This is a genomic window from Mesorhizobium loti (assembly GCF_013170705.1).
In the GTDB taxonomy this organism is placed as follows: domain Bacteria; phylum Pseudomonadota; class Alphaproteobacteria; order Rhizobiales; family Rhizobiaceae; genus Mesorhizobium; species Mesorhizobium loti_D.
Window position 1 is genome coordinate 1,496,530 of sequence record NZ_CP033334.1, and the last position, 26,821, is coordinate 1,523,350.

Here is a 26,821-nt window from a genome sequence, read left to right on the forward strand (position 1 = left end):
TTTGGTGTTAAGGAACTGTGGGCGATTCCGGCCAGTTAACGTTAACTTGCGCTCAAAGCCGGAACGAATCGGCTACAAATCAGCGCCGGCGGCGTTTTCCCTTTTTGTTCTCCAATAACTTGTGTTGTGAACAGCTTTTCCACCGACAATCCACAGGCTTGGCCACAGGGTTCCGCACAGGCGGCGCTGCCGCATTAGCCCCTGCGTGCGGGATTCAGGCATTGCGCTGCGGCGGGGCTTTTTCGCTTCCAAGGCATCAAAGGAAACGGACCGGTTTCCCGGTCCGTTCGCTACGGTATGAAGCCGTCGGACGTCTCAGGCGAAGTATTGGCCGCCATTGGCGGTGAGGGTCGAGCCGGTAATGAAGCCGGCATCCTCGGAAGCGAGGAAGACGACGCAGCGCGCGATCTCTTCCGGCTCGCCGAGGCGGCCGACCGGGATCTGCGGCAGGATGCGCTCGTTGAGCACCTTCTCATCGATTGCCTTGACCATCTCCGTGGCGATGTAGCCGGGGCAGATGACGTTGACGGTGATGCCGGCGCGGGCGCCCTCCTGGGCGAGGGCCTTGGTGAAGCCGATGTCGCCGGCCTTGGCGGCGGAATAGTTGACCTGGCCGGCCTGGCCCTTCTGGCCATTGATCGAGGAGATGGTGATGACGCGACCGAACTTGCGGTCGCGCATGCCGCCCCACAGCGGGTGCGTCATGTTGAAGACGCCGGAAAGATTGGTGTCGATGACCTCTTTCCACTGCTCACGGGTCAATTTGTGGAACATGGCATCGCGGGTGATGCCGGCATTGTTGACCAGCACCGAGACCGGGCCGAGATCGGCCTCGACTTGGCTGATGCCGGCGGCGCAAGCGTCATAGTCGGCGACCGACCATTTGTAGACCGGAATGCCGGTCTCGGCCTTGAATTTCGCCGCCGCCTCGTCGTTGCCGGCATAGTTGGCCGCGACCGAATAGCCGGCGTTCTTCAAGGCGATCGAGATCGCCGCGCCGATGCCGCGCGATCCGCCCGTGACGATTGCAACCTTGGTCATGCATTTCCCCTTTTTGATATCGCCCTGTTGTCGGGCTTGGCAGGCACTGGATATGAAAGGGGCGGCTTGCGCCGCCCGTTCAGTATTTTTCAGAGGGCTTCCACACACAGGGCGACGCCCATGCCGCCGCCGATGCACAGGGTGGCCAGCCCCTTCTTGGCGCCGCGACGGCGCATCTCGTAGACCAGCGTATTGAAGATGCGGGCGCCCGAGGCGCCGATCGGGTGGCCGATGGCGATGGCGCCGCCATTGACGTTGACGATCGAGGGATCCCAGCCCATGTCCTTGTTGACGGCACAGGCCTGCGCGGCGAAAGCCTCGTTGGCCTCGACAAGGTCGAGATCGCCGACCGACCAACCCGCCTTTTCCAAAGCCTTGCGCGAGGCGGGGATGGGGCCGGTGCCCATGATCGCCGGATCGACGCCGGCGGTCGCCCAGGAGGCGATGCGCGCCAGCGGGGTGATGCCGCGCCGTGCGGCTTCCGCTTCACTCATCAGCAGCGCGCCGGCGGCACCATCATTGATGCCGGAGGCGTTGGCGGCGGTCACGGTGCCGTCCTTGTCGAAGGCCGGCTTCAGCTTGGTCATGGCGTCCAGCGTCGCGCCATGGCGGATGTATTCGTCCTGGTCGACAATCGTGTCGCCCTTCTTGCCCTTGATGGTGAAGGCGACGATCTCGTCCTTGAACTTGCCCGCCTTCTGCGCCGCCTCGGCCTTGTTCTGCGAGGCCAGCGCGAACTGGTCCTGGTCGTCACGGGTGATCTGGAACTGGCGGGCGACGTTCTCGGCGGTGTTGCCCATGTGATAGCCGTTGAAGGCATCCCACAGCCCGTCCTTGATCATGGTGTCGATCATCTTGTAGTCGCCCATCTTGACGCCACCGCGCAGATGCTGCGCGTGCGGCGACAGCGACATCGATTCCTGGCCGCCGGCGATGATCACCTTGGCGTCACCGGTGGCTATCTGCTGCATGCCGAGTGCAATGGCGCGCAGGCCCGAACCGCAAACCTGGTTGAGGCCCCAGGCGGTGGTCTCCTTCGGCAGGCCGGCAATGATCGAGGCCTGGCGGGCCGGGTTCTGGCCCTGGGCCGCGGTCAGCACCTGGCCGAGGATGACCTCGTCGACCTCCGCCGCTTCGACTCCGGCGCGTGACAAAAGTTCCCTGATGACGACGGCGCCGAGCTCATGCGCCGGCGTGGCAGCGAACGCGCCGTTGAAGGAGCCGACGGCCGTGCGCGCGGCGCTGGCGATGACGATGGAATCGGACATTTTCTTCTCCAGACTTCAAGGATGTTGTTCTGTCGTTGAGGACTTTTCTTGCCCTTTCCCAACCCCAAGTCAAACCGGAAATCGGCATGGCGCCCGTGCGCGCCAAGCAGGTCACGCTCCGCCATGCCTTCGGGCTGGCCGCTGCTGCGCAGCATATTTTGCCTGCTATGCAGCATTATATGATCCCGCACTGCACAAACTGCTTGGAATTATGAGGCTTTTGCGCATATCCTCAAAAAGGGCGCAATCGTTACCGGCCGCTTACTCAGGCGCGCCGGTGTCCGGGGAGGATGCAGATGGCCGCAAAAGACGACCCGATCATTATCAAGAAATATGCCAATCGCCGCCTCTATAATACGGGGACGAGCACCTATGTGACGCTCGAGGATCTGGCCGAGATGGTCAAGAAGGGCGAGGAGTTCACCGTCCAGGACGCCAAGACCGGCGACGACATCACGCATCCGGTGCTGACCCAGATCATCTTCGAGTTGGAGAACAAGGACGGGCAGAACATGCTGCCGATCCCGTTCCTGCGCCAGCTGATCGCCTTCTACGGCGACCAGATGCAGATGATCGTGCCGAGCTTCCTCGAACAGTCAATGATCGCCTTCTCCAAGGAGCAGGAGCGCTTTCGCGAGCAGATGAAGGGGGCGATCGGCAAGTCGCCGCTGGACGTGATGAAGATGGCGACGCCGATCAAGGCGCTGGAAGAACAGACGCGCCGCAACATGGAGATGTTCCAGAACGCGATGCGGCTGTTCACGCCTTTTCCGCCCGCGGGCTCGGCACCGGCCGCGGCCCCCGCCGAGCCGGCCAGGAAGGACGCGCCGGCCGAGAAATCCGACGATCTACAGCAGCTGAAGGACCAGATCGCGGCCATGCAGCGCAAGCTCGATACGATGTCGTAAGCCGGCAGCGGGTCGGGCGCAGCCCAACCCGGCCGTGCCTTATCCGTCGATGGTCAGCTTCCACAATTCCCAGGTGTCGTCGGCCCGCCCGTCAAGCGAGCGATAAAAAGCCTTGGCCGGCATGTTGGAGTGCAGCACCGTCCACTTGATGGCGGATGCACCGATGCTGGTGGCATGGTCTCGGAGCCGCTCGACAAGGGCGCGGCCGACCGACTTGCCGCGCGCCGCCTCAGCCACGTAGAGTTCCTTGAGCACCACGACTGGCTTCAGATCGTAGGTCCAGGGGATGAGATAATGGACGGCGATGCCGACGATTACGCCGTCGACCTCCGCCACGAACACGCCGAAGCGGGGCGATGGCCCCAGCCCATGGTCGACGATGTCGGCCTCGGTGACCCGGAATTCGTCGTCATAGCCCTCGAAGACGGCGAGCGCCCGCATAAGGGCGAGCACCGCGCCGACATCCCGCCGCTCGAACGGACGGACGACCGCTTTGCGCGCTGGGCTCGGCGTTGCGGTCATGCCCTCGGAGTGCCAGGCGCCTTGCCGGAGGCGAAAGGAAGCTCTTCATCCTGCCAGCCTGTCATGCCACCGATCATGACCTTCACCGGCAGGCCGAGGCTGGCCAATTTGAAGGCCGCCCGATCCGCGCCATTGCAATGCGGCCCGGCGCAATAGACGACGAACAGCGTGCCTGCCGGCCATTTCGCCATTCGGTCGGCCGAGATCTCGCGGTGCGGCAGGTGGAGCGCGCCCGGCACATGGCGGCGCTCATAGGCTTGCGGCGAACCGACCACATGCAGAAGGACAAAGTCCGGCTCGCCGGCGCGCAGTGTCGCGGCGACGTCGGAACAGTCGGTTTCGACCGAAAGCCGGCGCAGGAAATGGTCGCGGGCAATCTCCGGCGATGCCGCCGGAATGTCTGTCACGTAGCTCATCAAGGGTCTCCATCTCAGATGGAGCCGGTCTCCATCTCTGATGGAACCGAGGTAGCGCACCGGGCCAGACGATTGCAGCTGGCAGCTTTGCCATATATCGTCAAGATCATGCCAAATCCGCCTCTCGCCAATCCACTGGTCGTTGCCGTCGCCTATGACGGGCTGTGCACGTTCGAGTTCGGCGTGGCGGCCGAGATGTTCGCCTTGCCCAGGCCGGAGATGGGCGCGGATTGGTATCGGTTTGCCGTCGCCGGCATCGATGCCGGCGAAATGCGCGCGATGGGCGGCGTGCGTGTCGTCGCCGATGGCGGGCCCGATCTGATCGGCGAGGCCGGCACGGTGATCGTGCCGGGGTGGCGCGGTGTGGAGTGTCCGGTGCCGCCCTCGCTGGTCGAGGCGCTTCGGGCGGCCAATGAGCGGGGCGCACGCATCCTGTCCATCTGCTCGGGCGTCTTCGTGCTCGCCGCGGCCGGCCTGCTGTCGGGCAAGAAGGCGACCACGCATTGGCGCTACAGCGAGAAACTGAGGGAGATGTATCCCGACATCACCGTGGTTCCGGACGTTTTGTACATCGATGAGGGGAATGTGCTGACATCGGCCGGCAGCGCGGCGGGCATCGACCTGTGCCTGCATCTGGTCCGGCGCGACTTCGGCACCAAGGCCGCCAACATGGTGGCGCGACGCCTGGTCGTGCCGCCGCATCGCGACGGCGGCCAGGCGCAATATGTCGAGAGCTCGGTTCCCGAGCCTCATGAACGCAGCCGGCTCGGACCGTTGATCGACAGGATGCGCGCGGATATTTCCGCCGACTATCCCATAGCCACCCTCGCCAATCTGGCCGGAATGAGCGAGCGGACATTCTTGCGCCGGTTCGCGGCCGCTACCGGTGTCACGCCGGCGCGCTGGCTGCTTTCGGAACGGCTATCGCGGGCGCGCACATTGCTGGAAGAAACCGCCATGCCGATCGAGCGGATTGCCGAGACCGCCGGATTTGGCGCGGCGGCGACGTTGCGGCATCATTTCCGCCAGCAATTCGCAACGACGCCCGCCACTTACCGGGCGCGGTTCGGAACCAGTGCCAACCCAGCCTGACGGCCTCACAGCTGTCCGGGCAGCAATCCCTCATAGCGGCCGCGCGGGCGGATGATGCTGCCGCTCACGATCTGTTCGACCATATGCGCGGCCCAGCCGACGCTGCGTCCGAGCGCGAACAGGTGGAACGGCGCATCGCGCGGCAAGCCCAGGCCGCGCGTCAGCACGGCGAGGGCAAAATCGATATTCGCCGGAGCGCCGGTGGCGGCAATGGCGGCGGCTTCCAGCGACCGCAATGTCTCGTCTGTGTTGCCGATGGCGGCCAGAAGCGCCGCGGCCCGGGGATCGCCTTCGGGGTAGAGCTGATGGCCGAAACCCGGCAATGGCCGGTCATGGCCGAGCCAGCGCCGGATCGTTGCATCGGCGCCGTGCCGTGCCGCATCTTCGGCGAGGTGCATCACCGCCTCGCCGGCGCCGCCGTGCCGCGGGCCCGACAGCGTCGTCAGTCCCGCCAGCAGGCAAGCGGCGGGTGAGGCTCCCGTGGAGGCGGCGACGCGAGCGGCGAAGGTCGATGCATTGAGTTCGTGATCGGCGAGCAGCACGAGGGCGCGCCGGATCGCTTCCGCCCCGTCTTTGCCGACCGACCAGCCCCGCGCCAGTCGCCGATGCACCGGCTCCGGCCCCGCCTCGGCCCCGAGGGCGCCGGCCAGCACGCCGATCGCGCGCGCCGCGTCGGCGCATAGCGAGGCGGCGCTGCGTCCAAGCGAAGGCCGCGCCTGGCCGGCAAGCAAGGCAAGTTGCGCGAAGGCCGGGCCTCGGCCGAACTGGCGCGGCGCATCTGGCGGCGGCGCCTCGAAGCGGACCGGTTCAGGCAGGGCCCAAAGCACAGCGGCGGTTTCTTCCAGCGTCGCATGGTCGGACAGCGCAACGGCGTCCCGGCCCCGATAGATGAGATGGCCGTGCCAGACGGTCGAGATCGCCGTTGCGATCGACGGCTCGCCCCAGGCGATGGCGCTTTCGGCGATGGCGGAGGGGCTGCGCCCGCGTGCCCTTCGCGTTGCCAGCGCGGCGATGTCGTCGGCGCGATATTCGCTGCGGCGTGGGTCAGCGCGGTCCGGGCGCATGCCAATGCGACCGCGGCTGACATAGGCGTAGAGCGTCTGCGGCCTCACCCGCAGCCTTTCCAGTGCCTCTTCCCGCGACAACCATTCGGACATGGCGAGCCCTGATATTGATTCTATTGATCAAGATTGATGACGATCTGGCCTACCCTTATCTCCCATGTGGAAAAGCTTCAAGGAGACAAGGCCATGGCGAATGGGCTCGATGATGTGGTGGCGGCCGAAACCGTGCTGTCCGATGTGGATGGGCTGGGTGGCCGGCTGACGATCCGTGGCTATTCGCTGCCGGAGCTGGCCGGACGATGGAGCTACCCGCAAGTGGTGCGCCTGCTGCTGGATGGTTTCTTCGACGATCTGCCTGGCGATGCCGAACTGATGGCGAGACTGGGCGAGGCCCGCGTCGAGGTGTTCGAGCAGCTCCTGCCCTCGCTGCCCTTGCTGGCGCCGCTCGAAATCTACAGCGCCATGCGCGCCGGCATGGCTCTGCTGCCGGATGGCGAGACGCTGGCGGACCCCTTGCGGCTGATCGCGGCGCCCGCCGTGCTGACGCCGGCCTTGTTGCGCCTGCAGCGCGGCGAGCAGCCGGTCGCCCCGGACGGCAAGGCCGATCATGCCGCCGACATGCTGAGGATGCTCAATGGCGTCGCGGCATCGCCGGCATTGGCAAAAGCGGTCGACACCTATCTGGTGACCGTCTGCGACCACGGCCTGAATGCCTCCACCTTCGCCACCCGTGTCGTCGCCTCGACACTGGCCGGCCTGACCTCGTCGGTGCTGGCCGGGCTCGGCGCGCTCAAGGGACCGCTGCATGGCGGCGCGCCCGGACCGGTGATCGAGATGCTGGATGCGATCGAGGCGCATGGCGACGCGGCCGGTTGGCTGCGCGACGAGATCGCGCATGGCAAGCGCATCATGGGTTTCGGCCACCGCATCTACCGCGTGCGCGATCCGCGTGCCGATGTGCTCAAGGCCGTGGTGCGGCAGCTTGGCGGCGAAGGCGAAACCGGCCGCCGGCTGGCTTTCGCCGAGACAGTCGAGCAGACCGCGCTCGAGGTGCTGCGGATCGCCAAACCGCAGCGCTCGCTGCAGACCAATGTCGAGTTCTATACAGCGCTGGTGCTGGAAGCGGCGGGTTTCCCGCCGCGGGCTTTCAGCAATGTCTTCGCCGCGGGCCGTGTTGCCGGCTGGATCGCGCATGCGCGCGAGCAGCAGACAACCGGGCGGCTGATCCGTCCGCAATCGCGCTATGTCGGCCCGGTGCCGGACCTCGTCGCATAGTCCATCAGAGGCACGGCCTCGCCGCGTCGAAGCGGAGGGGCTTTTGGCACAAGCGAAATTTCATGTGATCACGCGACCGTGTTCGTGTCTTGCCACGGTCCATCCTTATATGTTGCACTGCAACATAAAGCGATAGCGCTGCTCTTTCCATTGACGGTGGGGCAGGTTGACGCATCAGGATGACAGGAACGCCATGACGAAGAACGCCAAGGCGGAGGACAAGAAGAAGATCAATATAGCCCTTCAGGGAGGCGGCTCGCACGGCGCCTTTTCCTGGGGGGTGCTCGACCGCCTGCTGGAGGACGGCAGGCTGGAAATATCGGCCGTTTCCGGTACCAGCGCCGGCGCCATGAACGCGGTGGCGCTGGCCGACGGATATGTGCGCGGCGGGGTCGAGGGCGCGCGCAGGAAGCTCGATGATTTCTGGCACGCCGTCGCGGCGAAGGGCCGGTTCAGCCCGGTCCAGCGCATGCCGTGGGACGTCGCCTGGGGTAACTGGTCGATCGAGAACACGCCGGGCTATGTCTTCTTCGATACGATGTCGCGGGTGTTCTCGCCCTATCTCGCCAACCCGCTTGGCCTCAATCCGCTGCGCGACGTGGTCGCGCAGGAGATCGACTTCAAGAATGTCCGCGCCTGCAAGTCGATGGAACTGTTCATCTCCGCCACCAATGTCGAGACCGGGCAGTTGCGCGTCTTTTCGGATGGCGAGATCGACCTCGACACTGTGATGGCCTCGGCCTGCCTGCCGCAATTGTTCCGTGCGGTCGAGATCAAGGGCGTGCCTTATTGGGATGGCGGCTATGGCGGAAATCCGGCGCTCTATCCGTTTTTCAAGACAGCGGCGACCGAGGATGTGCTCCTGGTGCAGATCAACCCCGTGGTGCGCGAGGGAACACCGAGGAGTGCCAACGAGATCCAGAACCGCATCGACGAGATCACCTTCAACGCGGGGCTGTTGCGCGAATTCCGCTCGATCGCCTTCGTCAAGGAACTGATCGCCGCCGGCCGCCTGCCGCATGGCGAATACCGCGATATCCGCATGCACCGCATCGATGCCGACGAGGCGTTCAAGGACTTGTCGGCGTCATCGAAGGTCAATGCCGAATGGGCGTTCCTGACCTATCTGCGCGATCTCGGCCGCACCGCTGCCAGCGACTGGCTGGAGGAGAACTACGACGCCGTCGGCAGCCATGCCACACTCGACCTCTCGGGTGAACTCGACGACGGCTTCAAGCCGGTGCGCGGTCCAGCACCCGGCCGTCGGGTCAAGGAATTCCTCGCCGTGCGCAAGAACCCGGAAGCCGAGCGCCGCCGTGCTTGAACTCGCCGGGCCTGCGCCTGAGCGCCACTCCGATTTCCGGAGACCGCGCTGACGCCTTGGTCGCCCCGCGTCCTTTGCCCGGTCCGGCAAGGCGACAACCTTCGCGTGTGAGAGATGCTTCATCATGCTGACGCCTGTTGCCACCCACGTGCCGAGGGTGCAGCGCGGTGTCGCCGAACCCATGAGCCGAACGATGGGCGCCGCTCCGGCGAATGACAGGGAAGACAGTTCGGATTTCCCCGGTCGCGCCACGTCCGCTGTCCGGTCGCGAGCCGGTAGGTTCCGCCGATCCGGATGTTCCCGAACAGGGCACATCGAGGTTGCCGACGCCAGCTTCCGTGGCAACGAAACCGACCCCGGGCGATCCCGGCCTGATTGGGTTTCAGCCATTTCGCCAGCAGTTCCAATGCGTTGCACAAGCTCTCCGAGGCGGAGAGTGTCGTTCGCTAACTGAAAACGATCGGGCTTGTCGGTCTAAATTTCGCGTCCAGTTCCAGGAATCTGCGCGTGGCGGTCGCGTTATTGAGGGGACGTCGCGCTGCCTGTCGGCAATGGCAGACCGATCGTTCGGGTTTGGTCATGAGGGAGAGATCGTGAGCCGTCCGCAAGCCCGCTGAACTTGTATTTTAGCGGATCAACAACAGTTTCGCGGCGGCCACATCTTGTCCCGTCACGCAACGCTGCTGCAACTTTCGGACTATATTGCGGTGCAACTTTGATGTAGAAGCGCGCACGCCGATCACGGCAATTTGAACACGGTCAGGCGCGCACCCATATCGGCGACGCGCCCGCGTCATGGAGGCGCGGCGCTGGCCGAACCCGCAACGGAAAAAACGACGATGCCTAAAATCAGGTTTCACAAGCTTGCAGCCATTGTTGTGCTCATCGGTTTCGCGGCGTGGATGGCGACAGGCGAATTCTCGTCGGTCGGCAGCGTAGCGGCGAACAAGGCCAAGGCAGCCGAAGCCGAGCAGGGCAAGGCACCGGACGCGAGCAAGCCGAAGACTGCGGAAGCCGAACCGAAAGCGCCGTTGCGCACCGTCGCGGTGGTGACGCCGCCGCGCAAGACCTATGCGCGGGCCATCCGCATTTCAGGCCTGACCGAGGCCGACAAGCGCGCGGTGCTGGCAACCCGTGTCGGCGGCGTCATCGACAAGCTGCCGGTCAGCCAGGGCCAGCACGTCAAGACGGGTGATCTGGTGCTGATGCTCGCGGCGGAAGAGAAGATCTCCAATGTCGACAACGCCAAGCAGTTGCTGGCGCAGCGCAAGGCCGAGCTCGATGCCGCGGAGCGGCTCGCCAAGACCGGCAATTTGCCCAAGCTGCAGCTCGACACCGCCCGCTCCAACCTGACCCAGGCGCAGTCCCTGTTGGACACCGCGCAGGCTGAACTTGACCGCAACGAAGTCAAGGCGCCGTTCGACGGCGTTATCGACCGGGTGCCGGTGGAACTCGGCAGCTCCGTCATGCAGGGCGCCGAGGTTGCGACCATCCTCAAGCTCGATCCGGTGATCGCGCGCGGCGAGATCAGCGAGCGCGACCTCGGCTATCTCAAGATCGGCGACAAGGCCAAAGTGCGGCTGGTCAGCGGCCAGACCGTCGAAGGCACCGTGCGCTACATCAGCCGCGACGCCTCGTCGGCGACCCGCACCTTCCGTGTCGAGATCGCCATCCCCAATGCCGACGGCTCCGTGCCGGCCGGCATGACGGCGGAAATCCAGCTCAGCGCGTTGCCCACAGACGCGGTTCTGCTGCCGCGCTCGGTAGTGACGCTGGGCGACAAGGGCGATCTGGGCATCCGCGCCGTCGGCAAGGACAACAAGGTGGCGTTCTTCCCGATCGACCTGGTCGACGACACGCCGACCGGTCTGGTGCTTGGCGGAATCCCGGCCGACGCGCGCATCATCGTTGCCGGCCAGGAACTGGTGAAGGAAGCCGATGAGGTCAATCCGGTCGAGGCCGACCAGGCGACCATCAACAAGCTGATCGGCGAGGCCACCGCCGGCACGCAGTAGCGAAGCGGCGACGCCGCCGGACCTTCCGGCGACAGACGTCCGTTGGCCACTTCCGAAAGCAACCGCAGGCACAAGTCATGGATATCGTCAGACTCGCAATCAACAATGCCCGCCTGACCATCTCGGTCCTGGTCTTCCTGCTGATCGCGGGCTGGGTCGCCTATCAGTCGACGCCGAAGGAAGCGGAACCGGATGTTCCGATTCCGATGATGTATGTCAGCCTGATCTATCAAGGTATTTCGCCGGAGGATTCCGAGCGCCTCCTGTTGCGGCCGATGGAAAGCAAGCTGAAAAGCCTGAAGGGCCTCAAGGAAATGCGCTCGGCCGCCTTCCAGGGCGGCGGCTATGTGCTGGTCGAGTTCCAGCCGCAGACCAATTTGGCGACGGCGCTGCAGGACACACGCTCCAAGGTGCAGGACGGCAAGGCCGACCTGCCGCAGGCGGCCGAGGAGCCTGTCGTCACCGAAGTCAACATTTCCGAATTTCCGGTGCTCGTCGTCACGCTGTCGGGCGAATTGCCCGAACGTGTGCTGGCCGCCGCCGCACGCGAGTTGCGCGACCGCATCGAAGAGGTGCCCGGCGTTCTGGAAGGCTCGCTGCAGGGCTCACGCGACGATCTCGTCGAAGTCGTCATCGATCCGATGAAGCTGTCGTCCTACGGCTTGCAACTCGAGCAACTGATCGGGGCTGTGGGCGCCTCCAACAGCCTGGTCGCCGCCGGCAACATCGAAGGGTCGCAGGGCAAATACGCCGTCAAGGTGCCCTCGCTGATCGAGACGCCCGAGGATGTGGCGGCGCTGCCGGTGGTCGCCGGTCCCAATGCGGTGGTGCAGGCCAAGGATATCGCGACGATCCGTTCGACCTTCGCCGATGCCGACACGATCACGCGGCTCAACGGCAAGCCCGCGATCGCCATCGAGGTGAAGAAGCGCATCGGCGCCAATCTGATCGACACGCTCACCAAGGTGAGGGCGGTGTCCGACGCCTTCGTCAAGACGATGCCCGAGGGGATGCACGTCACCTACACGCAGGACAAGTCGGTCTTCGTCAATCAGCTGCTGGGAGACCTGCAGAACCACGTGATGATCGCCGTCATCCTGGTGTTCATCGTCATCCTCTACGCGCTGTCCGGCCGTGCCTCGCTGCTCATTGGCCTCGCCATCCCGTCGTCCTTCCTGATCGGCATCCTGCTGCTCGCGATGATGGGCTACACGATCAACATGATCGTGCTGTTCAGCCTCATCCTGGCCGTCGGCATGCTGGTCGACGATGCCATTATCGTCACGGAATTCGCCGAACGGCGGATGAGCGAAGGCATGCCGAAGCAGGAAGCCTTCGCGCTGGCCGCCAAGCGCATGGCCGGTCCGGTCATCGCGGCGACGATGACGCGCATCGCCGCCTTCTCGCCGTTGCTGTTCTGGCCGGGCATCATCGGCGATTTCATGAAGTACATGCCGATCACGCTGATCGTCACGCTGTCGGCGTCGATGCTCTACGCGCTGGTCTTCGCTCCGACGCTGGGAGCGATCTTTGCCAAGGCGCCGGACCATCACGCGGATGACAATCGCGATGGCTGGTACATGGCTGTCGTGAAGCAAGCGGTGCGCTTTCCCATCACCGTGATGGTGCTCACCGTCGTCCTGCTGGCCGGCATCTTCGTCGGGTATTCGAAGTATGGCGCCGGCGTCGAGTTCTTCCCGAGTGTCGAACCGGATTACGGCCTGCTCTACGTGCATGCCCGCGGCAATCTTTCGCTGGCCGAAATGGATACGGCGACCAAGATCGCCGAAAACAGGCTGGTTGGCTGGCCCGGCATCAAATCGGTCTACACCCGCGTCGGCAAGACGCAGGGCGGCGGCCAGGACGTCCCGGAAGATGTGGTCGGCGTCATCCAGTACGAATTCATCGACTGGCGCGAACGCAAATCGGCGAACCAGATCCTGAACGATCTGCGCGGCGTGATGGCCGGCATTCCCGGTGTCGACGTCGAGGTCCGCGTGCCGGAAGCCGGCCCGCCGACCGGCAAGCCAATCCAGATCAGGCTTTCGGCCATCGACCCGGCCGGCCTTGACGACAAGGCGCGTGCGGTGGCGGCGCGGATCGCCAAGGTGCCCGGCGTCATCGACATCTCCGATGGCCTGCCACCTCCCGGCGTCGACTGGGCTCTCGAGGTCGACCGTGCCAAGGCTGCCCAATACGGCATCAGTCCGACCTCGGTTGGAACGGTGGTGCAGCTCGTCACCAACGGCTTGAAGTTGTCGGAATACCGGCCTGCCGGCGCCGACAAGGCGGTCGACATCCGGCTGCGCTTGCCGGAGGACCGGCGCACGCTGTCGACGCTCGACGAGCTCAGGGTGCAGACCGCGCAAGGTTCGGTGCCGATCTCGAACTTCGTCGTCCGCAAGGCAAAGCCCAGCGTCGGTATCCTCAACCGCATCGACGGCGCCCGCACCGTGGTGGTGCAGGCCAACGTCGCCGCCGGCGCCCAGGTCGCCGCCGTGCAGCAGGAGGTAACCCAGGCCGTCACCGACATGAACCTCGGCAGCGGCATCCGCTGGAAGCTGGCCGGCTCGAACGAGGACAGCGCGGAAGCCAGCGCCTTCCTCAGCAAGGCCTTCGGTGCCGCGATCTTCCTGATCTTCCTGGTGCTGCTGGCGCAGTTCAACAAGTTCACCAGCGTCTGGCTGGTGTTGTCCTGCGTGGTCATGGCGACGATCGGCGTATTCCTCGGGCTGCTGATAACAGGCGAGACGTTCGGTATCGTCATGTCGGGCATCGGCGTCATCGCGCTCGCCGGCGTGGTGGTGAACAACAACATCGTGCTGATCGACACCTATGACCGGCTGCGTGAAGAAGGCTGGGACAAGATGGACGCCGTGCTGCAGACCTGCCGCGAGCGCGCGCGACCGGTGGTGCTTACGGCGGTGTCGGCCATCCTCGGCGTGCTGCCGATCGCCTTCGGCCTTGGCCTGGAAATCTTCCATCACGAGACGACGATCAACGCGCCGTCGACGCAATGGTGGATTTCGCTGTCGTCGGCGATTGTCTTCGGCCTGTCCTTCGCCACGGTGCTGACGCTGGTGGTGACGCCGTCGATGCTGATGGTGTTCACCCGCGCCAAGGTCAAACCCGGCGCACGGCGCGGCTTGATCAGCCGGCTGTTCCGGCGCGGCAAGGGCGAGATCTCGTCGGACGCGCCGACGGCGGATGCCGGGGCGGAACCCGCGATTGCCTTCCCGAAAGCCGCCGAATAGGCAGGCTTTCCGACCTGACCGGCAAAGGCCGCCCGGAACAACCGGGCGGCCTTTTGCATTGTCCCCCCAAGAGCGATGCAAGGCATCGTCTCGCAGCAGAGCGTCAAATGCGGGGAATTCCTCATGCCGATCAGCACCGTTGTCGTCGTCGTCCTGATCCTTGTCCTCATCGGCGCGGTGCCGGCCTGGCCGCACTCGCGCTCCTGGGGTTATGGACCGTCGGGCATTATCGGCGTGGTGCTGGTGGTGGTTCTGGTGTTGCTGCTGATGGGGCGGCTCTGAGCCGCCTTTTCGGTTCGTCGAGATGCCTTTCAGCGTGAGAGAAGGACGGCATGGCCGCCGACTGGCTCAGGCCGCTTTCGACGTGCCCGCCACGGTGGCGATGCCGATGTCCTCGAGGGCTTGGGCGACCGCCTGATCGAGCGGCGTATGCGGGATTTCGCCGATGATGCCTTCCAGCCGCGTCGAGGCCAGTTGGTGCGGCTCGAAGCGCAGGTAGGACATCGAGACGATCTCGCGCCACATCGCCACGAACGGGCTGCCGGCGCGCAGCACCCACCAGGGCATCGAGGTCATCTTGAGCGACCGGCCGAGCGCCTTCTCGGCAGCGGCCTTGATCTCGATATCGGTGACGGCGTGGCCGGGAAAGTTCAGCGCCTCGTAGGAGCCGAGCTTGTCGAGATTGCTAGCCAGCGCGACGAAGCCAACGGCGAAATCCGGCAGGTAGGCCCATTCATGCACGAGGTCGGCCGGACCGGGCGCGGTGTAGGCGCCCTTGTTGATCTTGGCGGCGACGACCAGATCGAACCAGGAGCCGCTGCCGGTGCCGCCGAAGAAATCGCCGGCGCGCAGCACAACGGTGCGCACCCGGCCGGCATCGGCCTCGCGGCGGAACAGATCCTCCATGGCGCAGCGGATGCGGCCCTTCTCGGTCGTCGGGTGGAATGGCGTGTCCTCCGTGATCACCGCCGGCATCGGCGAGCCGTAATTGTAGACGGTGCCGGGGAACAGATGCAGCGCGTTGTTGGCATGGCAGGCGGCCATGACGTTCTCGGCCATCGGCAGGCATTTGCCCCAGTCGGTATAGATCGGGTTGAGGCCGTTGAAGATGATATCGACGCCTTCGGTGGCACGGATCAGCGATTGGCGGTCCAGCGCATCGCCGGCAACCGCCGTGGCGCCTTCGATCTCGGCCGGTACCTTGCCGGTGCGGGTGACGGTGCGGACGTCGAAGCCGGCGTCGATGAAGGCTTTGGCAACCACACGGCCGAGCCGGCCATTGGCGCCGAGAATTGCGATCTTGGTCATTGTTCGTCTCCTTGTTTGCTCTGAAGCGACAGGGTTTGCTTTGAAGCGACGGGGCGAGCCCGCCGCTTTCAGGATCGTTCGAGAACCGCCCTTCAGCGGTTGCCGAAGAGGTTGCGGTCGGCGCCCTGGACGACCGGTTGCTGATCAGCGGCCCCGGACTTCGCGATCGACGTGGTGATCGTGCTGTCGACGCCGGTGGCGGCGGGCTGGTTGGTGGCGTTAGAGCCGAACTTGTCGCTGCCGGCAAAAGCCGCGCCGGCGGCGATGAGGAGGGCGGTGGCGGTGAGTGCGATCTTGGTCATTTGAATTCTCCTTGGTTGGTGTTGCAGTCCGTATTGGTGTTTGCAGGGCGAATATGATTGCTTCACGAATGAATTAAAATTGACCATGTATGCAGTTTTGATATTCATTATTGAATGGCAGATATCGATTGGAACCTGATCAAGAGCTTCGTCACGGTCGCGGAAACCGGCAGCCTGTCGGCCGCCGCGCGAAAACTGTCGGCCAGCCAGCCGACGCTGGGCCGTCACATCGGGGAGTTGGAGCAGGCGCTCGGTGTCACGCTGTTCCGGCGTGGGCGGAGCGGCTACGCGCTGACCGAAGCTGGCGCCACGCTGTTCGAACGCGGCAAGGCCGTCAGCGAGCAGGCGAGTGCGTTTTCACGGCTGGCACTGGGTTCGGTCGAGGCCATCGAAGGCACGGTGCGCATTGCCGCCAGCGAGGTGGTGGCGGCCTATGTGCTGCCCGACATGATGGCGCGGCTCGGCATGGAGGAGCCCGGCATCGAGGTCGAGATCGTTGCCTCGAACCAGGTCGAGAACCTGCTGCGCCGGGATGCCGATATCGCCATCCGCATGGTCAAGCCGGCGCAGAACGAACTGGTGGCGCGCAAGGTCTGCGATATCCCGCTCTGCGCCTGCGCGGCCATTTCCTATCTCGACCGGCGCGGCCGCCCGCTCGGGCCGGCCGATCTCGTCATCCATGCCCTGATCGGCTTCGATCGCAGCGACGAGATGATCCGAGGCTTCACGCAATCCGGTATCCCGGTCACCCGGAGCAGTTTTCGCTTCAGGGCCGACAACCAGATCGTCCTGTGGGAGGCGGTACGGGCGGGGAATGGTGTCGGCCTCGGCCAGGAGCCGCTGGCCGACCGCGATCCGCTGGTGGAGAAGGTGCTTCCCGGCCTGCCGCTGCCAAGCTTGCCGGTGTGGCTGGCCATGCATCGCGATGTGCGCGGCAGCGTGCGCATCCGCCGCGTGGCCGACTTTCTCCACGAGGAACTCAAACGCTATTCGGCGGGTGCCGTATCGGGAGCGAATTCGGCGCGGTGAGCGAGGCCCGCCATCAACAAGACGACGATCAGCAGCACCGACATGGCGATGAAGATCGGCCCGAAGCTGGAATGCTCGGCGACGAAGCCGATCGCGGACGGCGCCACCAGAATGCCGGAATAGCCCATGGTGGTGACGACGCTCATGCCGGTGCCCGATGACATGCCTTCCTGGTTGCCGCCGGCCGAAAAGATGATCGGCACCATATTGGCGATGCCGAAGCCGCACAGCGCGAAGGCCGCGATGGCGAGCCAGGGTGAGGGCGACAGGCCAGCGATCAGCATGCCGGCGGCGGCGACGACAGCCGAGCCGCGCAGCGTCGTCACCGCGCCGAAGCGGTTGCGCACGCCATCGCCGAAGAAGCGCATGATCGCCATGACGCCGGAAAAGGCGGCATAGGCAAGACCGGCGATGGCAAGGTCGGCGCCGAGTTCCTGTCTGAGATACAGCGCCGCCCAATCGAGCACCGCGCCCTCTGAGATCATTGTCAGCAGGGCCATCAGGCCGATCAGGTAGACCAGCGGGTTTGCCGGCAGCGTGAATTTATGATGCTCGGCCGCCTGTGGCCTGTCCTCGGCAACGAGATACCCGACCGCCATCGCGATCGCCACAAAGGCAAGCACGGTCACGACCGCGGCATGAGCGAGGTGGCCATAGTGCTGGATGGCGAAGCCGCCGAGACCGCCGCCGGCGAAACCGCCGAGACTCCAGAAGCCGTGCGAAGACGACATGATGGCGCGGGACATTTTTCGCTCCACCACCACCGCATTGGCATTCATGGCGACATCCATGCCGCCGATCGAGCCACCGAAAATGAACATGGCGAGGGCCGCCAGCGGCACGTTGGGCGCCAGCGCCACGACCAGCAGGCCGAGGCTGCCGCAAAGGCCGAACCAGCGCAGCACGGTGCGCGAGCCATGCTTCGAGATCAGGTGGCCGCACCAGGTCATGGCGGTGACCGCGCCGGCGCCGAACAAAAGGATCAGCAGGCCGAGCGTGAATTTCGAAATGTCCAGCCGGGTCAGGAACACCGGAATCTGCGGCGCCCAACTGCCGGTCAGGAAGCCATTGGCAAGGAAAATGGCGGCCACGGCCCATCGCCCGCGAATGGCAGTCTGCACGGCGTTCGATGCGTTCATAAGGCGAATCCGGTCGAAAATGGCTTTGCGCGGCAAATTAGATCGATTCAATTCGCAGTCAAGCACCGGCCGCGGGGAATGCTTGGACCAAAGGGCGAATGGGACCGGCATCGCTGATGGCGGGCTGACACCTTGGAGATGAGCCGAAACGCTCTTCCCTTCGTCATCCACGGGCGAAGCCGCGGAGGTTTGGTCTACACAGGCGCCGGATGTGAGTGGCCGAAGGCCGCTCGCCGTATCGGGCTCGCTAATGATCCTTCGGCCGCCTGGCCTCGAATTCGGCTTTCTTGGCGTCCGACGCTTCGGTCTGGTTGAGCGCTTGCCACTCGGCATAAGGCATGCCGTAGACGATCTCGCGCGACTGGTCCTTGGAGAGATCGACACCCTCGGCATTGGCGGCTTCGCGATACCAGTTCGAGAGGCAGTTGCGGCAGAAGCCGGCGAGGTTCATCAGGTCGATGTTCTGCACGTCATTGCGTTCCCTGAGATGCTGGACCAGCCGGCGAAAGGCAGCGGCCTCGAAGTCGCGCTTCTGCTCGTCGCTGAGTTTGGTCATCGAAACCTCCGTCACAGCGGCCCGGTGCGCGAGCCGAACATTTTCACGACATGTATATCGGGACGGCGGTCGATGGCGTCAACGATCGGCGCCAGGCGCCCGGCCCACGCGATCGCGCCCTTCTGGTCTGAAATCAGGTCCTGGCGGATCTCGATCAATGCGTGGGCATAGCCATTGATGATGGCATGCTTGAACATGGTGTCGCCACGCAGCGCGCCGTCATAGGGCTCATTGTCACCGACGACGAGGTTCTTGTCTTCGGCAAGCATGTCGATCAGCGGTCGCGCCACCCGGTCGTCCCGATCCCAGAGGATGCCGACATGCCATGGCCTCTGCCTGCCCTGCATGACCGGGGTGAAGGAATGCACCGAGAAGATGAAGGGCGCCTGGCCGGAAGCCTGCGCGACCGAAGCGATCATGGCGCCGACGGCGTCGTGATAGGGCCTGTAGAAGCGATCGAGCCGCCTTTCGCGCTCCTCGGGCGCAAGCGGATAGTTTCCTGGCACGACAGTGCCGTCATAGAGCTGGCGAATGAGCGTCGGATCGTCCTCGCCACGATTGGGATCGATCAAGAGCCGTGAAAAGTTGGCGATCAGCGCAGGCACGCCGAGCAAGGCGGCAAGTTCGCGCGTCACCGCTTCGACGCCGATATCATAGGCGATGTGGCGGTCGAATTCCGCCGCCGGCAGGCCAAGGCTGCCATAGTCCTCGGGCAGGTCGCGGCGGGCATGATCGGCCAAAAGCACGATGCCTCGCTTGCGGTCGCCCTCGACGATATCGAAAGGCGCGAAAACTGTGGATCGGGTCATTGGCGGGAAATGGTCTGTTCGCTGGCTTCCGGGGAGGGTGCTATCGTCATTCCACGAAGACGACGCGTGCGCAATGCCGTTGTTTGGCCAAGGTTTCCGCTGAAATCTGGCAAGGGGCGACGGATAGTGCGCCGGGAGCCTTCCTAAATCGATTGGAATTGGTCAAAACGGCGCGTTGACATGCGCCCGGACTTTTCCGAAAAGGGGCGCAGAGAGATGCTGATGTGGTTCTTGAGGGGTATTGGGATGGGTTCCGCCGGCAGGCAGCGCATGCGCTCTGTCTTTGCCGTGCCGCTCCTGATCCTGACCGTTGGGGTGTCGGCGATGGTCATGGCCTCGCCGGCGCGCGCCGATTTCCGCGTCTGCAACGCCACGCAGAACCTGGTCGGCGTCGGCATCGGGTATCGCGCCAAGGCCGGCTGGATCACCGAAGGCTGGTGGCACATTGAAGGATCGAGCTGCAAGACGTTGATCGAAGGGCCGCTGTCATCAAGGTTTTACTATCTTTATGCAGAAGACGCCGAGCGCGGTGGACGCTGGGACGGCCCGATCAACATGTGCGTGGCTGAAAAAGAGTTCAAGATCGCCGGCGTGAACGACTGCGTCGCCCGGGGCTTCCAGCGCGCCGGATTTCAGGAATATGACACGGGCGAACAGGCAAGCTGGATGGTCCAGCTGACCGATGAGCCCGCAACGGGAGGCGCTCCAGCCGCCCCGGGAACCAACAGTCAATGAGACGCAGCCGCAAGGTCAAGATCCTAGCCACAATCGGTCCGGCCTCCTCCTCCGAGGAGATGCTGAAGAAGCTGTTCGAAGCGGGCGCCGATGTATTCCGCATCAATATGAGCCATACCGATCACGAACTGATGCGCACGCTGGTCGGACGCATCCGGGCCGTCGAGGAGCAGGTTGGCCGGCCGATCGGTATCCTCGCCGACCTGCAAGGCCCCAAGCTGCGCGTCGGCAAGTTCGCCAATGGCAAGGAAGTGCTGACACCGGGCCAAACCTTCACGCTCGACGACAATCCCGAGCCCGGCACGTCGACCAGGGTCTACCTGCCGCATCCGGAAATCCTGAGTTCGGTCGAAGCCGGTCACCGTCTTTTGATCGATGATGGCAAGCTCGAGCTGAAGGCGGTGAAGAGCGATGGCAAGTCGATCGTCTGCACCGTCGTCGCAGGCACCACGATTTCCGACAAGAAGGGCGTCAGCCTGCCCGACACCGACCTACCGGTCGGCGCGCTGACCGAGAAGGACCGCAAGGACCTCGACGCGGTGCTGGCCACGGGCGTCGACTGGATCGCGCTGTCCTTCGTGCAGCGCCCCGAGGATCTGGCCGAAGCGCGCAAGATCGCGCGCGGCCGGGCGCTGATCATGGCCAAGATCGAAAAGCCGCAGGCCGTTGCCCGGCTGGCCGAGATCATCGAATTGTCCGACGCGCTGATGGTCGCCCGCGGCGATCTCGGCGTCGAGATGCCGCTCGAAGCCGTGCCCGGCATCCAGAAGCAGATCACGCGCGCCGCGCGCCGCGCCGGCAAGCCGGTGGTGGTCGCCACGCAGATGCTGGAATCGATGATCACCGCACCGGTGCCGACCCGCGCCGAAGTGTCGGATGTTTCGATCGCCGTGTTCGAGGGCGCCGACGCCATCATGCTGTCGGCGGAATCGGCGGCGGGTGCCTATCCGGTTGAAGCGGTGGCGATGATGAACCGCATCGCCACCAAGGTCGAAACCGATCCGACCTATGCCGGCATCATCAACGCGCAGCGCTCCGAGCCGGAAGCGACCGGCGCCGACGCCATTTCGCTGGCCGCCCGTGAAATCGCCGAAACGCTGAAACTGTCCGCCATCATCACCTACACCGCGTCCGGCACCACCGGCCTGCGTGCCGCCCGCGAGCGTCCCCAGGTGCCGATCATCGCGCTGTCGCCGATCCTCAATACAGCGCGGCGGTTGTCGCTTTTGTGGGGCACGCACTGCGTGGTCTCACCCGATGCCACCGATCTCGACGACATGGTCAATCGCGCCTGCCGCATTGCGCTGGAAGAAGAGTTCGGCAAGCCCGGCGACCGCGTCATCATCACGGCCGGTGTGCCGCTGAGGACGCCCGGCTCGACCAACATGCTGCGCATCGCCTATGTCGGCTCGGACGTGCAAAGCAGTCGCTAACCCGTTCTTTCCAGGCGGAAGCGTATCGCGGGTTTCGTGCTCATCTCCTGTGGCCATAATACAACAAAGGCACGGACAATGATCCCGGCCTTTGTCTCGACACAGGGTTGTCGTGATCGCCTCTACAAAACGCGGTGAAGCGGCGCTAACAGTCGCCCCGCGCCCGTCTGCATTTCCCATCGTTTGAAAGTATAGTGAATGTCATCTCTCGTCTCGCGCCGGTCACTTCTGACCGGGCTGTCGCTTATTGGTGTTTCCACGATCTCGGCGTGTGCTCAATTTCCCAAGCAGTCCCTCAGCGTTGCCAGTCCTCTCAATCCGGCGCCGCTTGAGCCGACACTTGAAAAGGCACCGATCGAAGTCGCCGCGCCTGAAGCCCGGGTGTCTCCCGATTACGCCAGCATGTACAGCGCGGTCGAAGATGGCGGTCATTCGCTGCCGGCGATTCCCTTCAGCAAGGTCGACGGCCGGTTCCTGCGGCAGATCGTCGACGATCCGACTGGAGAACAACCCGGCACGATCGTGGTCAACACGACAGACAAGCACCTTTACTGGGTGCTCAAGGACGGCAAGGCCATGCGCTATGGCGTCGGCTTGGGGCGCCAGGGTTATTCCTGGAAGGGCCGCGCTATCGTCCAGTGGAAACGCAAATGGCCGACCTGGACGCCGCCATCGGCAATGATCCGCAGGGATCCGAAGCTGGAAAAATGGCGCCAGGGCATGCAGCCCGGTATCAGCAACCCACTGGGGTCACGCGCGCTGTATATCTTCAAGGACGGCGTCGACACGCTCTACCGGATTCATGGATCGCCGGACTGGAAGTCCATCGGCAAGTCAGCGTCATCGGGCTGCGTGCGCATGTTCAACCAGGATGTCATGGATCTTTACGAGCGTGTCCCCGGCAAGACACCGCTGCTGGTCATCTAGCCCCGGGGTGCAGCGCAGCTGCTTCTCTGTCGGACATCAGGTCGGAGCGAGCTCGGCCTGAGGCTCCTTGAGGTCGGCACATTTGCCGGCGCCATAGGCGTCGCCGGCAATCCGCGCTTCCGCCGTCCTTGCCATCGCCGCCAGATCGATATCCTTGCCGGCGACCTTCTCGATGGCGCCGACGACGAGGTCGGGGGTGATCCAGTCCGGCTTGTGGCCGAGGTTGTGCACCCAGACGAGTTCGGCGCCCGCTATGTCGCGTACCAGGCCGACGGAATGGATGTGCGCGTAGACGATCTTGTCGCGGTCGCCCGAAATGACCACGGTCGGCGCCGTGATCTCGTTATAGTGCGGCGCCGCACTGAGCACGTAGCTGTAGAGGCCGGCAACGTCGGTGGCATTGGCGCGAAAGGCCGATGGCCGCAACACCAGCGGGATCGCGGCCATGCCGAGATAATTATCCGGCACCTTGTTGGGCGCGAACACACAGGTCGTGGCGTCCGCCATCTGCAGTGCTCCCGCGGGATAGGTCAGCGTCTCGGAAAACAACCGGCCGATCACCGGAATGGTGGTCAGGTCGTAGTACCAGGACGTCGCGCCGCCCGGCCAGGGATGCGTCGCAGGCGCCAAGAAGACTAGACCGAGCGTCTTGTCGGCATGCTCGCGGCCGAAAGCGGCTGTGACCACGCCGCCGAAGGAATGGCCGACGATGATTGCCTTCCTGATGCCGAGACGGTCCATCAGAGCGGCGATGGTGGCAGCCTGAGCCGAAGGGTTTTCATTGTTGCCGGCGCCGCGCCCGGACCAGCCATGCCCGGGCCGATCGAAGAACAGCAGTTCGGCATGGCCTTCGAGCAACGGCCGCAGTGGCAACATCTGGTCTTTGAGATTGGCGCTGGCACCGTGGATGAAGACGATTGGCGGCAGGTCCGTCTTGGTTGGGGCGGGGATGTGGACATAGTGGATGCGGGCGCCGTTGATGTCGGCAAATTCGCCGACCGCCTGGTTGCGGCGCTCGATCAGCCATGAGCCGACGCGGGTAACGCCGACCAGGGCAAGGACGAGTGCGAGGAGAAGGGCGACCGCGGCGTAGATCAGGTTCATGCGGGGAGATACGGGGTGGGACGGGATTAGTTCCGGCAGTAGGGCAGTAGAGTCGGGCGTTCCGCGGTGGAATCTATCTCTATTGCCTTACTCCCTTCAGGGATCAAATGCCTTCGCCGGCAAGCTCTTCCGAAAGGGTGGCGACCTGATCCTGGGCGCTGCGCATCATCGGGTAGATGGCCAGTACCTTCTGCCAGGCCTCGAGCGCCGACTGCTTGTGGCCGGTCAGTGCCATGATCTGCGCCAGACCCGACAGCGCGCCGAAATGGCGCGGCTCGAGCTGCAGCGTGCGGTCGATATCCGACATCGACTTCCCGTAGTTCTTCATCATGAAATGCACCGTGGCGCGCCGGTTCCAGCCCTCGGCATAGGTCGGCTGCAAGGTCACCACCTGGTCGAGGAAATCGAGCGCGACGTCGAATTTCTGGTTGTCCATCGCTTTTTGCGACCACAGCATCATCAGGTCGATCGAGGCGCTGCCGGACTGGGACCATTCGTTCCAGATATTGCCGGCGATGCGTTCGGCCGCCTTCTCGTTGCGTTCGCGCTTGAGATCGGAGAACAGCTTGTCCAGCCGGGCCTGCTTGGTCATCGGCGGCGCCGGAGCATCTGGGGTGGCCGGTACTGCCGGCTGATCGTCGGCGGCTCTGGCCGGCAAGCTCATGGCACCGGAAACAAGCAGAGCTGTCAAAAATGCAAAAAGAATCCGCATCGCCCGATCCTAGCCCCGGGCGGCGGAACATCAAAGTGATTTTAGCGTGAGAAGGTCGGCGGGCCGACAAGCATCAAGGGGCGGAGGCAAGAGCCTCCAGCCGAAAACTCAACCCTGGCGCGCCTTGTAGCGCGGGGCGGTCTTGTTGATGATGTAAACGCGGCCCTTGCGGCGAACCAGCTGGTTGTCGCGGTGACGCGCCTTCAGCGCCTTGAGCGAATTCTTGATCTTCATGGTCTTGCCTGTCGGTGTGGACCCGGTGCCGGGTCGAAATTTTAAGGCGCGCCAGAAGACGCGCCTTTTGAACGGTGGGTGGCTCATAAACGAGGACCCTTGTCCGTGTCAACCGCAAGCATGCGCCGCATCCTGATATCATCAAATATCCGCCATGTCGTCCCGGCGGCATTGCACCGCTCCGGGCGGACTGGGATGATGCGCTGCATCTCAAGTGATTTGGGGACCGTCATGCGCCGAACATTCCTGTCCGCCTGCCTTGTCTTGCTGGCGGGAGCGTCGGTTGCTCGCGCACAGGAATGCGACCGCTCCGACGACAGCCAGCAGATGATGAACATCTGTGCCGGAGCGGATTACCAGGCCGCCGATGCCAGGCTCAACGCGGCCTATCAGAACCTGATCGGCTCGGATGACGCAGACGGCAAGAGATTGCTGCAGGCGGCGCAGCGCGCCTGGATCGCCTTTCGCGACGCCGAGTGCGCGCATACCACCACCGCCAGCGCGGGCGGTTCCATCCACGCGATGGAGGTTTCGCAATGCCTGACCAGGCTGACCAACGACCGCATCAAGCAGCTCGCCGCCTCGGCCAATTGCGGGGAAGGCAATGCGAGCTGCGCCGGTTCCGACGAGGTTGAGGGCGACGAGGTGCAGTAACCTGGGTCGGCGTTGAAGCGGTTCACCGTTTCAACGAAAAGGCCGAACCGCTCTATCTCGTTGTTTGCACGCAATTCCGAACGGAAACCGTGTCACACCTTTCCTGGAATTGCTCTAGGCGCGCCGGCTGATGCGGGTGAAGTGGCCCATCTTGCGGCCGGGCCGCGCCTCGGCCTTGCCGTAGAGATGCAGCATCAGATCGGGCTCGGCGAGCAGGGCCGGCACGCGCAGCACGTCGTCGCCGATCAGGTTTTCCATCACACAATCGGAATGGCGGCCCGGGCTGCCCAGTGGCAGTCCGGCAATGGCACGGATGTGCTGCTCGAACTGCGAGATGACGCAGGCGGCTTCGGTCCAGTGGCCGGAATTATGGACGCGAGGCGCAATCTCGTTGGCCAGCAGCGAACCGTCACCCAGCACAAAGAACTCGACGCCGATGACGCCGACATAGTCGAGCGCGGATAATATCGTCGATGCAGCCGCGCGCGCCGCTGCCGCCGTCTTAGGCGTGATGGCGGCCGGCAAGGTCGAGGTGTGGAGAATGCCGTCGCGATGCACATTCTCGGCCGGGTCATAAGCGACGACCGTTCCATCCAGCCCCCGTGCCGCGATAACGGAGATTTCGCGCTCGAACGGCACGAAGCTTTCGAGGATCAGCGGCACATTGCCCATCGCCTCGCAGGTGCCGGCGAAGCCGCCCGTTTCCATGTGGCGGAAGACGCGCTGGCCCTTGCCGTCATAGCCCATGCGCCGCGTCTTCAGGATGCCGCTGCCGCCGAATGTCTTCAGCGCCGCCGTCAGCTCGTCGTCGGTGTCGACCGGGCGAAAATCGGCCGTGGCGATGCCGATGCCGTTGAGGAATGTCTTTTCGTTCACCCGATCCTGCGCCACGTCAAGCGCGCGCGCCGGCGGATGGACCGCGACCTTGGCGGCAAGCGCTTCCGCCGCGGCGACCGGCACGTTCTCGAATTCGTAGGTAATGACGGCACTCGCGGCCGCCAGTTCGGCAAGGGCGGCCGGATCGTCATAGGCTGATGTTATCTGCCGGTTGGCGACCTGGGCGGCCGGGCAATCCGGCTGCGGCTCCAGCACGATGGTGCGGTAGCCGAGGCGGGCGGCGGCCATTGCCAGCATGCGGCCAAGCTGGCCGCCGCCGATGATGCCGATGGTCGATCCGGCGGGCAGGCTCACGGCGTATCCGTCGGTTCGGCGGCGACCTTGGCGGTCTGCGAGGCGCGCCAGGCGTCGAGCCGCTGGGCGAGCTTGTCGTCGTTCAGTGCCAGCACGGCGGCGGCCAGGAGGGCCGCATTGGCCGCACCGGCCTTGCCGATGGCCAGCGTCCCCACTGGAATACCGGCCGGCATCTGCACGATCGAGAGCAGCGAATCCTGGCCCGACAGCGCCTTCGATTCCACCGGCACGCCGAACACCGGCAGCGGCGTCATCGCCGCCGTCATGCCGGGCAGGTGCGCCGCACCTCCGGCGCCGGCGATGATCACCTTGTAGCCGGCGGCCTTGGCGCCCTTGGCGAATTCATAGAGCCGGTCGGGCGTGCGATGCGCTGATATGATCAGCCGTTTGTGCGGAACGCCCAGCGCCTCCAGCGTTTCGGCAGCCTGGCGCATCGTCGCCCAGTCGGACTGGCTGCCCATGATGATGGCGACGTCGGCGCGTTGGTCGTTCAAGCTGTTGCTCCCCGG

General features: G+C 64.5%; 28 protein-coding genes. 13 read left to right on the top strand and 15 right to left on the bottom strand.

Annotation, left to right across the window (positions count from 1 at the left end; all coding sequences use genetic code 11):
• Positions 1 to 315 precede the first annotated feature (315 nt).
• Together phbB and EB815_RS07250 are read right to left on the bottom strand one after the other, a co-directional pair.
• The gene (gene phbB / locus EB815_RS07245; RefSeq protein WP_056575534.1) at positions 316 to 1,041 is read right to left on the bottom strand and encodes an acetoacetyl-CoA reductase; all 726 of its coding nucleotides are present in this window, start codon (positions 1,039 to 1,041) and stop codon (positions 316 to 318) included.
• Between the two features lie 89 nt (positions 1,042 to 1,130).
• Complete coding sequence (locus tag EB815_RS07250) at positions 1,131 to 2,309, bottom strand: acetyl-CoA C-acetyltransferase (protein WP_056575538.1); 1,179 nt, start codon at positions 2,307 to 2,309, stop codon at positions 1,131 to 1,133.
• Between the two features lie 86 nt (positions 2,310 to 2,395).
• On the opposite strand from EB815_RS07250, the gene EB815_RS33940 reads away from it, so the two are divergent.
• Together EB815_RS33940 and phaR are read left to right on the top strand one after the other, a co-directional pair.
• Positions 2,396 to 2,524 (top strand): hypothetical protein, encoded by a 129-nt coding sequence (locus EB815_RS33940; RefSeq protein WP_274534603.1) that lies wholly within the window; start codon positions 2,396 to 2,398, stop codon positions 2,522 to 2,524.
• Positions 2,525 to 2,605: 81 nt separating this feature from the next.
• Complete coding sequence (gene phaR, locus EB815_RS07255; RefSeq protein ID WP_056575541.1) at positions 2,606 to 3,217, top strand: polyhydroxyalkanoate synthesis repressor PhaR; 612 nt, start codon at positions 2,606 to 2,608, stop codon at positions 3,215 to 3,217.
• 39 nt (positions 3,218 to 3,256) lie between these two features.
• Here phaR and EB815_RS07260 read toward each other — a convergent pair whose 3' ends face one another.
• Together EB815_RS07260 and EB815_RS07265 are read right to left on the bottom strand one after the other, a co-directional pair.
• A complete protein-coding gene (locus tag EB815_RS07260; protein WP_056575543.1) occupies positions 3,257 to 3,739 on the bottom strand; it encodes a GNAT family N-acetyltransferase in 483 nt (160 codons plus the stop codon).
• Entirely contained in the window at positions 3,736 to 4,155 is a 420-nt protein-coding gene (locus EB815_RS07265) for a rhodanese-like domain-containing protein (protein WP_056575546.1), read from the bottom strand. The genes EB815_RS07260 and EB815_RS07265 overlap by 4 nt, the downstream gene beginning before the upstream one ends.
• A gap of 108 nt (positions 4,156 to 4,263) precedes the next feature.
• On the opposite strand from EB815_RS07265, the gene ftrA reads away from it, so the two are divergent.
• Positions 4,264 to 5,247 carry a transcriptional regulator FtrA gene (gene ftrA / locus EB815_RS07270; RefSeq protein WP_056576473.1) on the top strand — a complete coding sequence of 328 codons (984 nt, stop codon included), beginning with the start codon at positions 4,264 to 4,266 and terminating at the stop codon, positions 5,245 to 5,247.
• Positions 5,248 to 5,252: 5 nt separating this feature from the next.
• Here ftrA and EB815_RS07275 read toward each other — a convergent pair whose 3' ends face one another.
• The gene (locus EB815_RS07275) at positions 5,253 to 6,404 is read right to left on the bottom strand and encodes a citrate synthase (protein ID WP_056575550.1); all 1,152 of its coding nucleotides are present in this window, start codon (positions 6,402 to 6,404) and stop codon (positions 5,253 to 5,255) included.
• 93 nt (positions 6,405 to 6,497) lie between these two features.
• Here EB815_RS07275 and EB815_RS07280 point away from each other — a divergent pair, with 93 nt between their 5' ends.
• The 5 genes from EB815_RS07280 to EB815_RS07300 all read left to right on the top strand — a co-directional run bounded on the left by EB815_RS07280 (position 6,498) and on the right by EB815_RS07300 (position 14,461).
• A complete protein-coding gene (locus EB815_RS07280; RefSeq protein WP_056576475.1) occupies positions 6,498 to 7,586 on the top strand; it encodes a citrate synthase/methylcitrate synthase in 1,089 nt (362 codons plus the stop codon).
• 193 nt (positions 7,587 to 7,779) lie between these two features.
• A complete protein-coding gene (locus tag EB815_RS07285) occupies positions 7,780 to 8,910 on the top strand; it encodes a patatin-like phospholipase family protein (RefSeq protein WP_056575553.1) in 1,131 nt (376 codons plus the stop codon).
• 839 nt (positions 8,911 to 9,749) lie between these two features.
• A complete protein-coding gene (locus tag EB815_RS07290; protein WP_081295071.1) occupies positions 9,750 to 10,925 on the top strand; it encodes an efflux RND transporter periplasmic adaptor subunit in 1,176 nt (391 codons plus the stop codon).
• 77 nt (positions 10,926 to 11,002) lie between these two features.
• Positions 11,003 to 14,179, top strand: a complete 3,177-nt coding sequence (locus EB815_RS07295) for an efflux RND transporter permease subunit (RefSeq protein WP_056575556.1) — start codon at positions 11,003 to 11,005, stop codon at positions 14,177 to 14,179.
• A 123-nt stretch (positions 14,180 to 14,302) separates the two neighbouring features.
• Positions 14,303 to 14,461 (top strand): DUF3309 family protein, encoded by a 159-nt coding sequence (locus EB815_RS07300; protein ID WP_065005546.1) that lies wholly within the window; start codon positions 14,303 to 14,305, stop codon positions 14,459 to 14,461.
• Between the two features lie 66 nt (positions 14,462 to 14,527).
• Here the strand turns inward: EB815_RS07300 and EB815_RS07305 are convergent, their stop codons facing one another.
• Both EB815_RS07305 and EB815_RS07310 read right to left on the bottom strand, forming a co-directional pair.
• Positions 14,528 to 15,487, bottom strand: coding sequence for an SDR family oxidoreductase (locus EB815_RS07305; RefSeq protein WP_056575561.1), 960 nt, complete (start codon positions 15,485 to 15,487; stop codon positions 14,528 to 14,530).
• A gap of 92 nt (positions 15,488 to 15,579) precedes the next feature.
• Complete coding sequence (locus EB815_RS07310) at positions 15,580 to 15,789, bottom strand: DUF680 domain-containing protein (RefSeq protein WP_056575563.1); 210 nt, start codon at positions 15,787 to 15,789, stop codon at positions 15,580 to 15,582.
• 114 nt (positions 15,790 to 15,903) lie between these two features.
• Here EB815_RS07310 and EB815_RS07315 point away from each other — a divergent pair, with 114 nt between their 5' ends.
• The gene (locus EB815_RS07315) at positions 15,904 to 16,818 is read left to right on the top strand and encodes a LysR family transcriptional regulator (RefSeq protein ID WP_056575566.1); all 915 of its coding nucleotides are present in this window, start codon (positions 15,904 to 15,906) and stop codon (positions 16,816 to 16,818) included.
• Here EB815_RS07315 and EB815_RS07320 read toward each other — a convergent pair.
• The 3 genes from EB815_RS07320 to EB815_RS07330 form a co-directional block, all read right to left on the bottom strand.
• Positions 16,776 to 17,957, bottom strand: coding sequence for an MFS transporter (locus EB815_RS07320; protein ID WP_056576481.1), 1,182 nt, complete (start codon positions 17,955 to 17,957; stop codon positions 16,776 to 16,778). The genes EB815_RS07315 and EB815_RS07320 overlap by 43 nt on opposite strands.
• Positions 17,958 to 18,204: 247 nt before the next feature.
• The gene (locus EB815_RS07325; protein WP_056576484.1) at positions 18,205 to 18,513 is read right to left on the bottom strand and encodes a DUF1244 domain-containing protein; all 309 of its coding nucleotides are present in this window, start codon (positions 18,511 to 18,513) and stop codon (positions 18,205 to 18,207) included.
• An 11-nt stretch (positions 18,514 to 18,524) separates the two neighbouring features.
• Complete coding sequence (locus tag EB815_RS07330) at positions 18,525 to 19,322, bottom strand: N-formylglutamate amidohydrolase (protein ID WP_056575569.1); 798 nt, start codon at positions 19,320 to 19,322, stop codon at positions 18,525 to 18,527.
• A 324-nt stretch (positions 19,323 to 19,646) separates the two neighbouring features.
• On the opposite strand from EB815_RS07330, the gene EB815_RS07335 reads away from it, so the two are divergent.
• The 3 genes from EB815_RS07335 (at position 19,647) to EB815_RS07345 (ending at position 22,417) form a co-directional block, all read left to right on the top strand.
• Positions 19,647 to 20,057, top strand: coding sequence for a DUF1036 domain-containing protein (locus EB815_RS07335; protein WP_244494134.1), 411 nt, complete (start codon positions 19,647 to 19,649; stop codon positions 20,055 to 20,057).
• Positions 20,054 to 21,490, top strand: coding sequence for a pyruvate kinase (pyk, locus tag EB815_RS07340; protein ID WP_056575575.1), 1,437 nt, complete (start codon positions 20,054 to 20,056; stop codon positions 21,488 to 21,490). Before EB815_RS07335 ends, pyk begins: the two co-directional genes overlap by 4 nt.
• A gap of 198 nt (positions 21,491 to 21,688) precedes the next feature.
• Positions 21,689 to 22,417, top strand: a complete 729-nt coding sequence (locus tag EB815_RS07345) for a L,D-transpeptidase (RefSeq protein WP_056575578.1) — start codon at positions 21,689 to 21,691, stop codon at positions 22,415 to 22,417.
• A 36-nt stretch (positions 22,418 to 22,453) separates the two neighbouring features.
• Here the strand turns inward: EB815_RS07345 and EB815_RS07350 are convergent, their stop codons facing one another.
• From EB815_RS07350 to ykgO, 3 genes are all read right to left on the bottom strand, one after another.
• Positions 22,454 to 23,521, bottom strand: coding sequence for an alpha/beta fold hydrolase (locus EB815_RS07350; protein ID WP_056575581.1), 1,068 nt, complete (start codon positions 23,519 to 23,521; stop codon positions 22,454 to 22,456).
• A 103-nt stretch (positions 23,522 to 23,624) separates the two neighbouring features.
• Entirely contained in the window at positions 23,625 to 24,233 is a 609-nt protein-coding gene (locus tag EB815_RS07355; protein ID WP_056575584.1) for a tetratricopeptide repeat protein, read from the bottom strand.
• Positions 24,234 to 24,341: 108 nt separating this feature from the next.
• Positions 24,342 to 24,467, bottom strand: a complete 126-nt coding sequence (gene ykgO / locus EB815_RS07360; RefSeq protein ID WP_006327841.1) for a type B 50S ribosomal protein L36 — start codon at positions 24,465 to 24,467, stop codon at positions 24,342 to 24,344.
• Positions 24,468 to 24,698: 231 nt separating this feature from the next.
• Here ykgO and EB815_RS07365 point away from each other — a divergent pair, with 231 nt between their 5' ends.
• Complete coding sequence (locus EB815_RS07365; protein WP_056576487.1) at positions 24,699 to 25,121, top strand: lysozyme inhibitor LprI family protein; 423 nt, start codon at positions 24,699 to 24,701, stop codon at positions 25,119 to 25,121.
• A 114-nt stretch (positions 25,122 to 25,235) separates the two neighbouring features.
• Here EB815_RS07365 and EB815_RS07370 read toward each other — a convergent pair whose 3' ends face one another.
• Both EB815_RS07370 and purE read right to left on the bottom strand, forming a co-directional pair.
• Positions 25,236 to 26,312 carry a 5-(carboxyamino)imidazole ribonucleotide synthase gene (locus EB815_RS07370; RefSeq protein ID WP_056575586.1) on the bottom strand — a complete coding sequence of 359 codons (1,077 nt, stop codon included), beginning with the start codon at positions 26,310 to 26,312 and terminating at the stop codon, positions 25,236 to 25,238.
• Entirely contained in the window at positions 26,309 to 26,806 is a 498-nt protein-coding gene (gene purE, locus EB815_RS07375; RefSeq protein ID WP_027141852.1) for a 5-(carboxyamino)imidazole ribonucleotide mutase, read from the bottom strand. The genes EB815_RS07370 and purE overlap by 4 nt, the downstream gene beginning before the upstream one ends.
• Between the last annotated feature and the right edge of the window lie 15 nt (positions 26,807 to 26,821).

What these genes read in the sequence shown, in the direction of transcription:
- EB815_RS07310 (WP_056575563.1), bottom strand. Translation starts at nt 15,789, where the DNA reads ATGACCAAGATCGCACTCACCGCCACCGCCCTCCTCATCGCCGCCGGC.
- EB815_RS07345 (WP_056575578.1), top strand. Translation starts at nt 21,689, where the DNA reads ATGTCATCTCTCGTCTCGCGCCGGTCACTTCTGACCGGGCTGTCGCTT.
- EB815_RS07330 (WP_056575569.1), bottom strand. Translation starts at nt 19,322, where the DNA reads ATGACCCGATCCACAGTTTTCGCGCCTTTCGATATCGTCGAGGGCGAC.
- EB815_RS07355 (WP_056575584.1), bottom strand. Translation starts at nt 24,233, where the DNA reads ATGCGGATTCTTTTTGCATTTTTGACAGCTCTGCTTGTTTCCGGTGCC.
- phaR (WP_056575541.1), top strand. Translation starts at nt 2,606, where the DNA reads ATGGCCGCAAAAGACGACCCGATCATTATCAAGAAATATGCCAATCGC.
- EB815_RS07295 (WP_056575556.1), top strand. Translation starts at nt 11,003, where the DNA reads ATGGATATCGTCAGACTCGCAATCAACAATGCCCGCCTGACCATCTCG.
- EB815_RS07320 (WP_056576481.1), bottom strand. Translation starts at nt 17,957, where the DNA reads ATGAACGCATCGAACGCCGTGCAGACTGCCATTCGCGGGCGATGGGCC.
- EB815_RS07335 (WP_244494134.1), top strand. Translation starts at nt 19,647, where the DNA reads ATGGTCATGGCCTCGCCGGCGCGCGCCGATTTCCGCGTCTGCAACGCC.
- EB815_RS33940 (WP_274534603.1), top strand. Translation starts at nt 2,396, where the DNA reads ATGGCGCCCGTGCGCGCCAAGCAGGTCACGCTCCGCCATGCCTTCGGG.
- ftrA (WP_056576473.1), top strand. Translation starts at nt 4,264, where the DNA reads ATGCCAAATCCGCCTCTCGCCAATCCACTGGTCGTTGCCGTCGCCTAT.
- EB815_RS07250 (WP_056575538.1), bottom strand. Translation starts at nt 2,309, where the DNA reads ATGTCCGATTCCATCGTCATCGCCAGCGCCGCGCGCACGGCCGTCGGC.
- EB815_RS07290 (WP_081295071.1), top strand. Translation starts at nt 9,750, where the DNA reads ATGCCTAAAATCAGGTTTCACAAGCTTGCAGCCATTGTTGTGCTCATC.
- EB815_RS07300 (WP_065005546.1), top strand. Translation starts at nt 14,303, where the DNA reads ATGCCGATCAGCACCGTTGTCGTCGTCGTCCTGATCCTTGTCCTCATC.
- EB815_RS07275 (WP_056575550.1), bottom strand. Translation starts at nt 6,404, where the DNA reads ATGTCCGAATGGTTGTCGCGGGAAGAGGCACTGGAAAGGCTGCGGGTG.
- EB815_RS07305 (WP_056575561.1), bottom strand. Translation starts at nt 15,487, where the DNA reads ATGACCAAGATCGCAATTCTCGGCGCCAATGGCCGGCTCGGCCGTGTG.
- EB815_RS07265 (WP_056575546.1), bottom strand. Translation starts at nt 4,155, where the DNA reads ATGAGCTACGTGACAGACATTCCGGCGGCATCGCCGGAGATTGCCCGC.
- EB815_RS07280 (WP_056576475.1), top strand. Translation starts at nt 6,498, where the DNA reads ATGGCGAATGGGCTCGATGATGTGGTGGCGGCCGAAACCGTGCTGTCC.
- EB815_RS07365 (WP_056576487.1), top strand. Translation starts at nt 24,699, where the DNA reads ATGCGCCGAACATTCCTGTCCGCCTGCCTTGTCTTGCTGGCGGGAGCG.
- pyk (WP_056575575.1), top strand. Translation starts at nt 20,054, where the DNA reads ATGAGACGCAGCCGCAAGGTCAAGATCCTAGCCACAATCGGTCCGGCC.
- EB815_RS07350 (WP_056575581.1), bottom strand. Translation starts at nt 23,521, where the DNA reads ATGAACCTGATCTACGCCGCGGTCGCCCTTCTCCTCGCACTCGTCCTT.
- ykgO (WP_006327841.1), bottom strand. Translation starts at nt 24,467, where the DNA reads ATGAAGATCAAGAATTCGCTCAAGGCGCTGAAGGCGCGTCACCGCGAC.
- EB815_RS07285 (WP_056575553.1), top strand. Translation starts at nt 7,780, where the DNA reads ATGACGAAGAACGCCAAGGCGGAGGACAAGAAGAAGATCAATATAGCC.
- EB815_RS07260 (WP_056575543.1), bottom strand. Translation starts at nt 3,739, where the DNA reads ATGACCGCAACGCCGAGCCCAGCGCGCAAAGCGGTCGTCCGTCCGTTC.
- EB815_RS07315 (WP_056575566.1), top strand. Translation starts at nt 15,904, where the DNA reads ATGGCAGATATCGATTGGAACCTGATCAAGAGCTTCGTCACGGTCGCG.
- EB815_RS07325 (WP_056576484.1), bottom strand. Translation starts at nt 18,513, where the DNA reads ATGACCAAACTCAGCGACGAGCAGAAGCGCGACTTCGAGGCCGCTGCC.
- phbB (WP_056575534.1), bottom strand. Translation starts at nt 1,041, where the DNA reads ATGACCAAGGTTGCAATCGTCACGGGCGGATCGCGCGGCATCGGCGCG.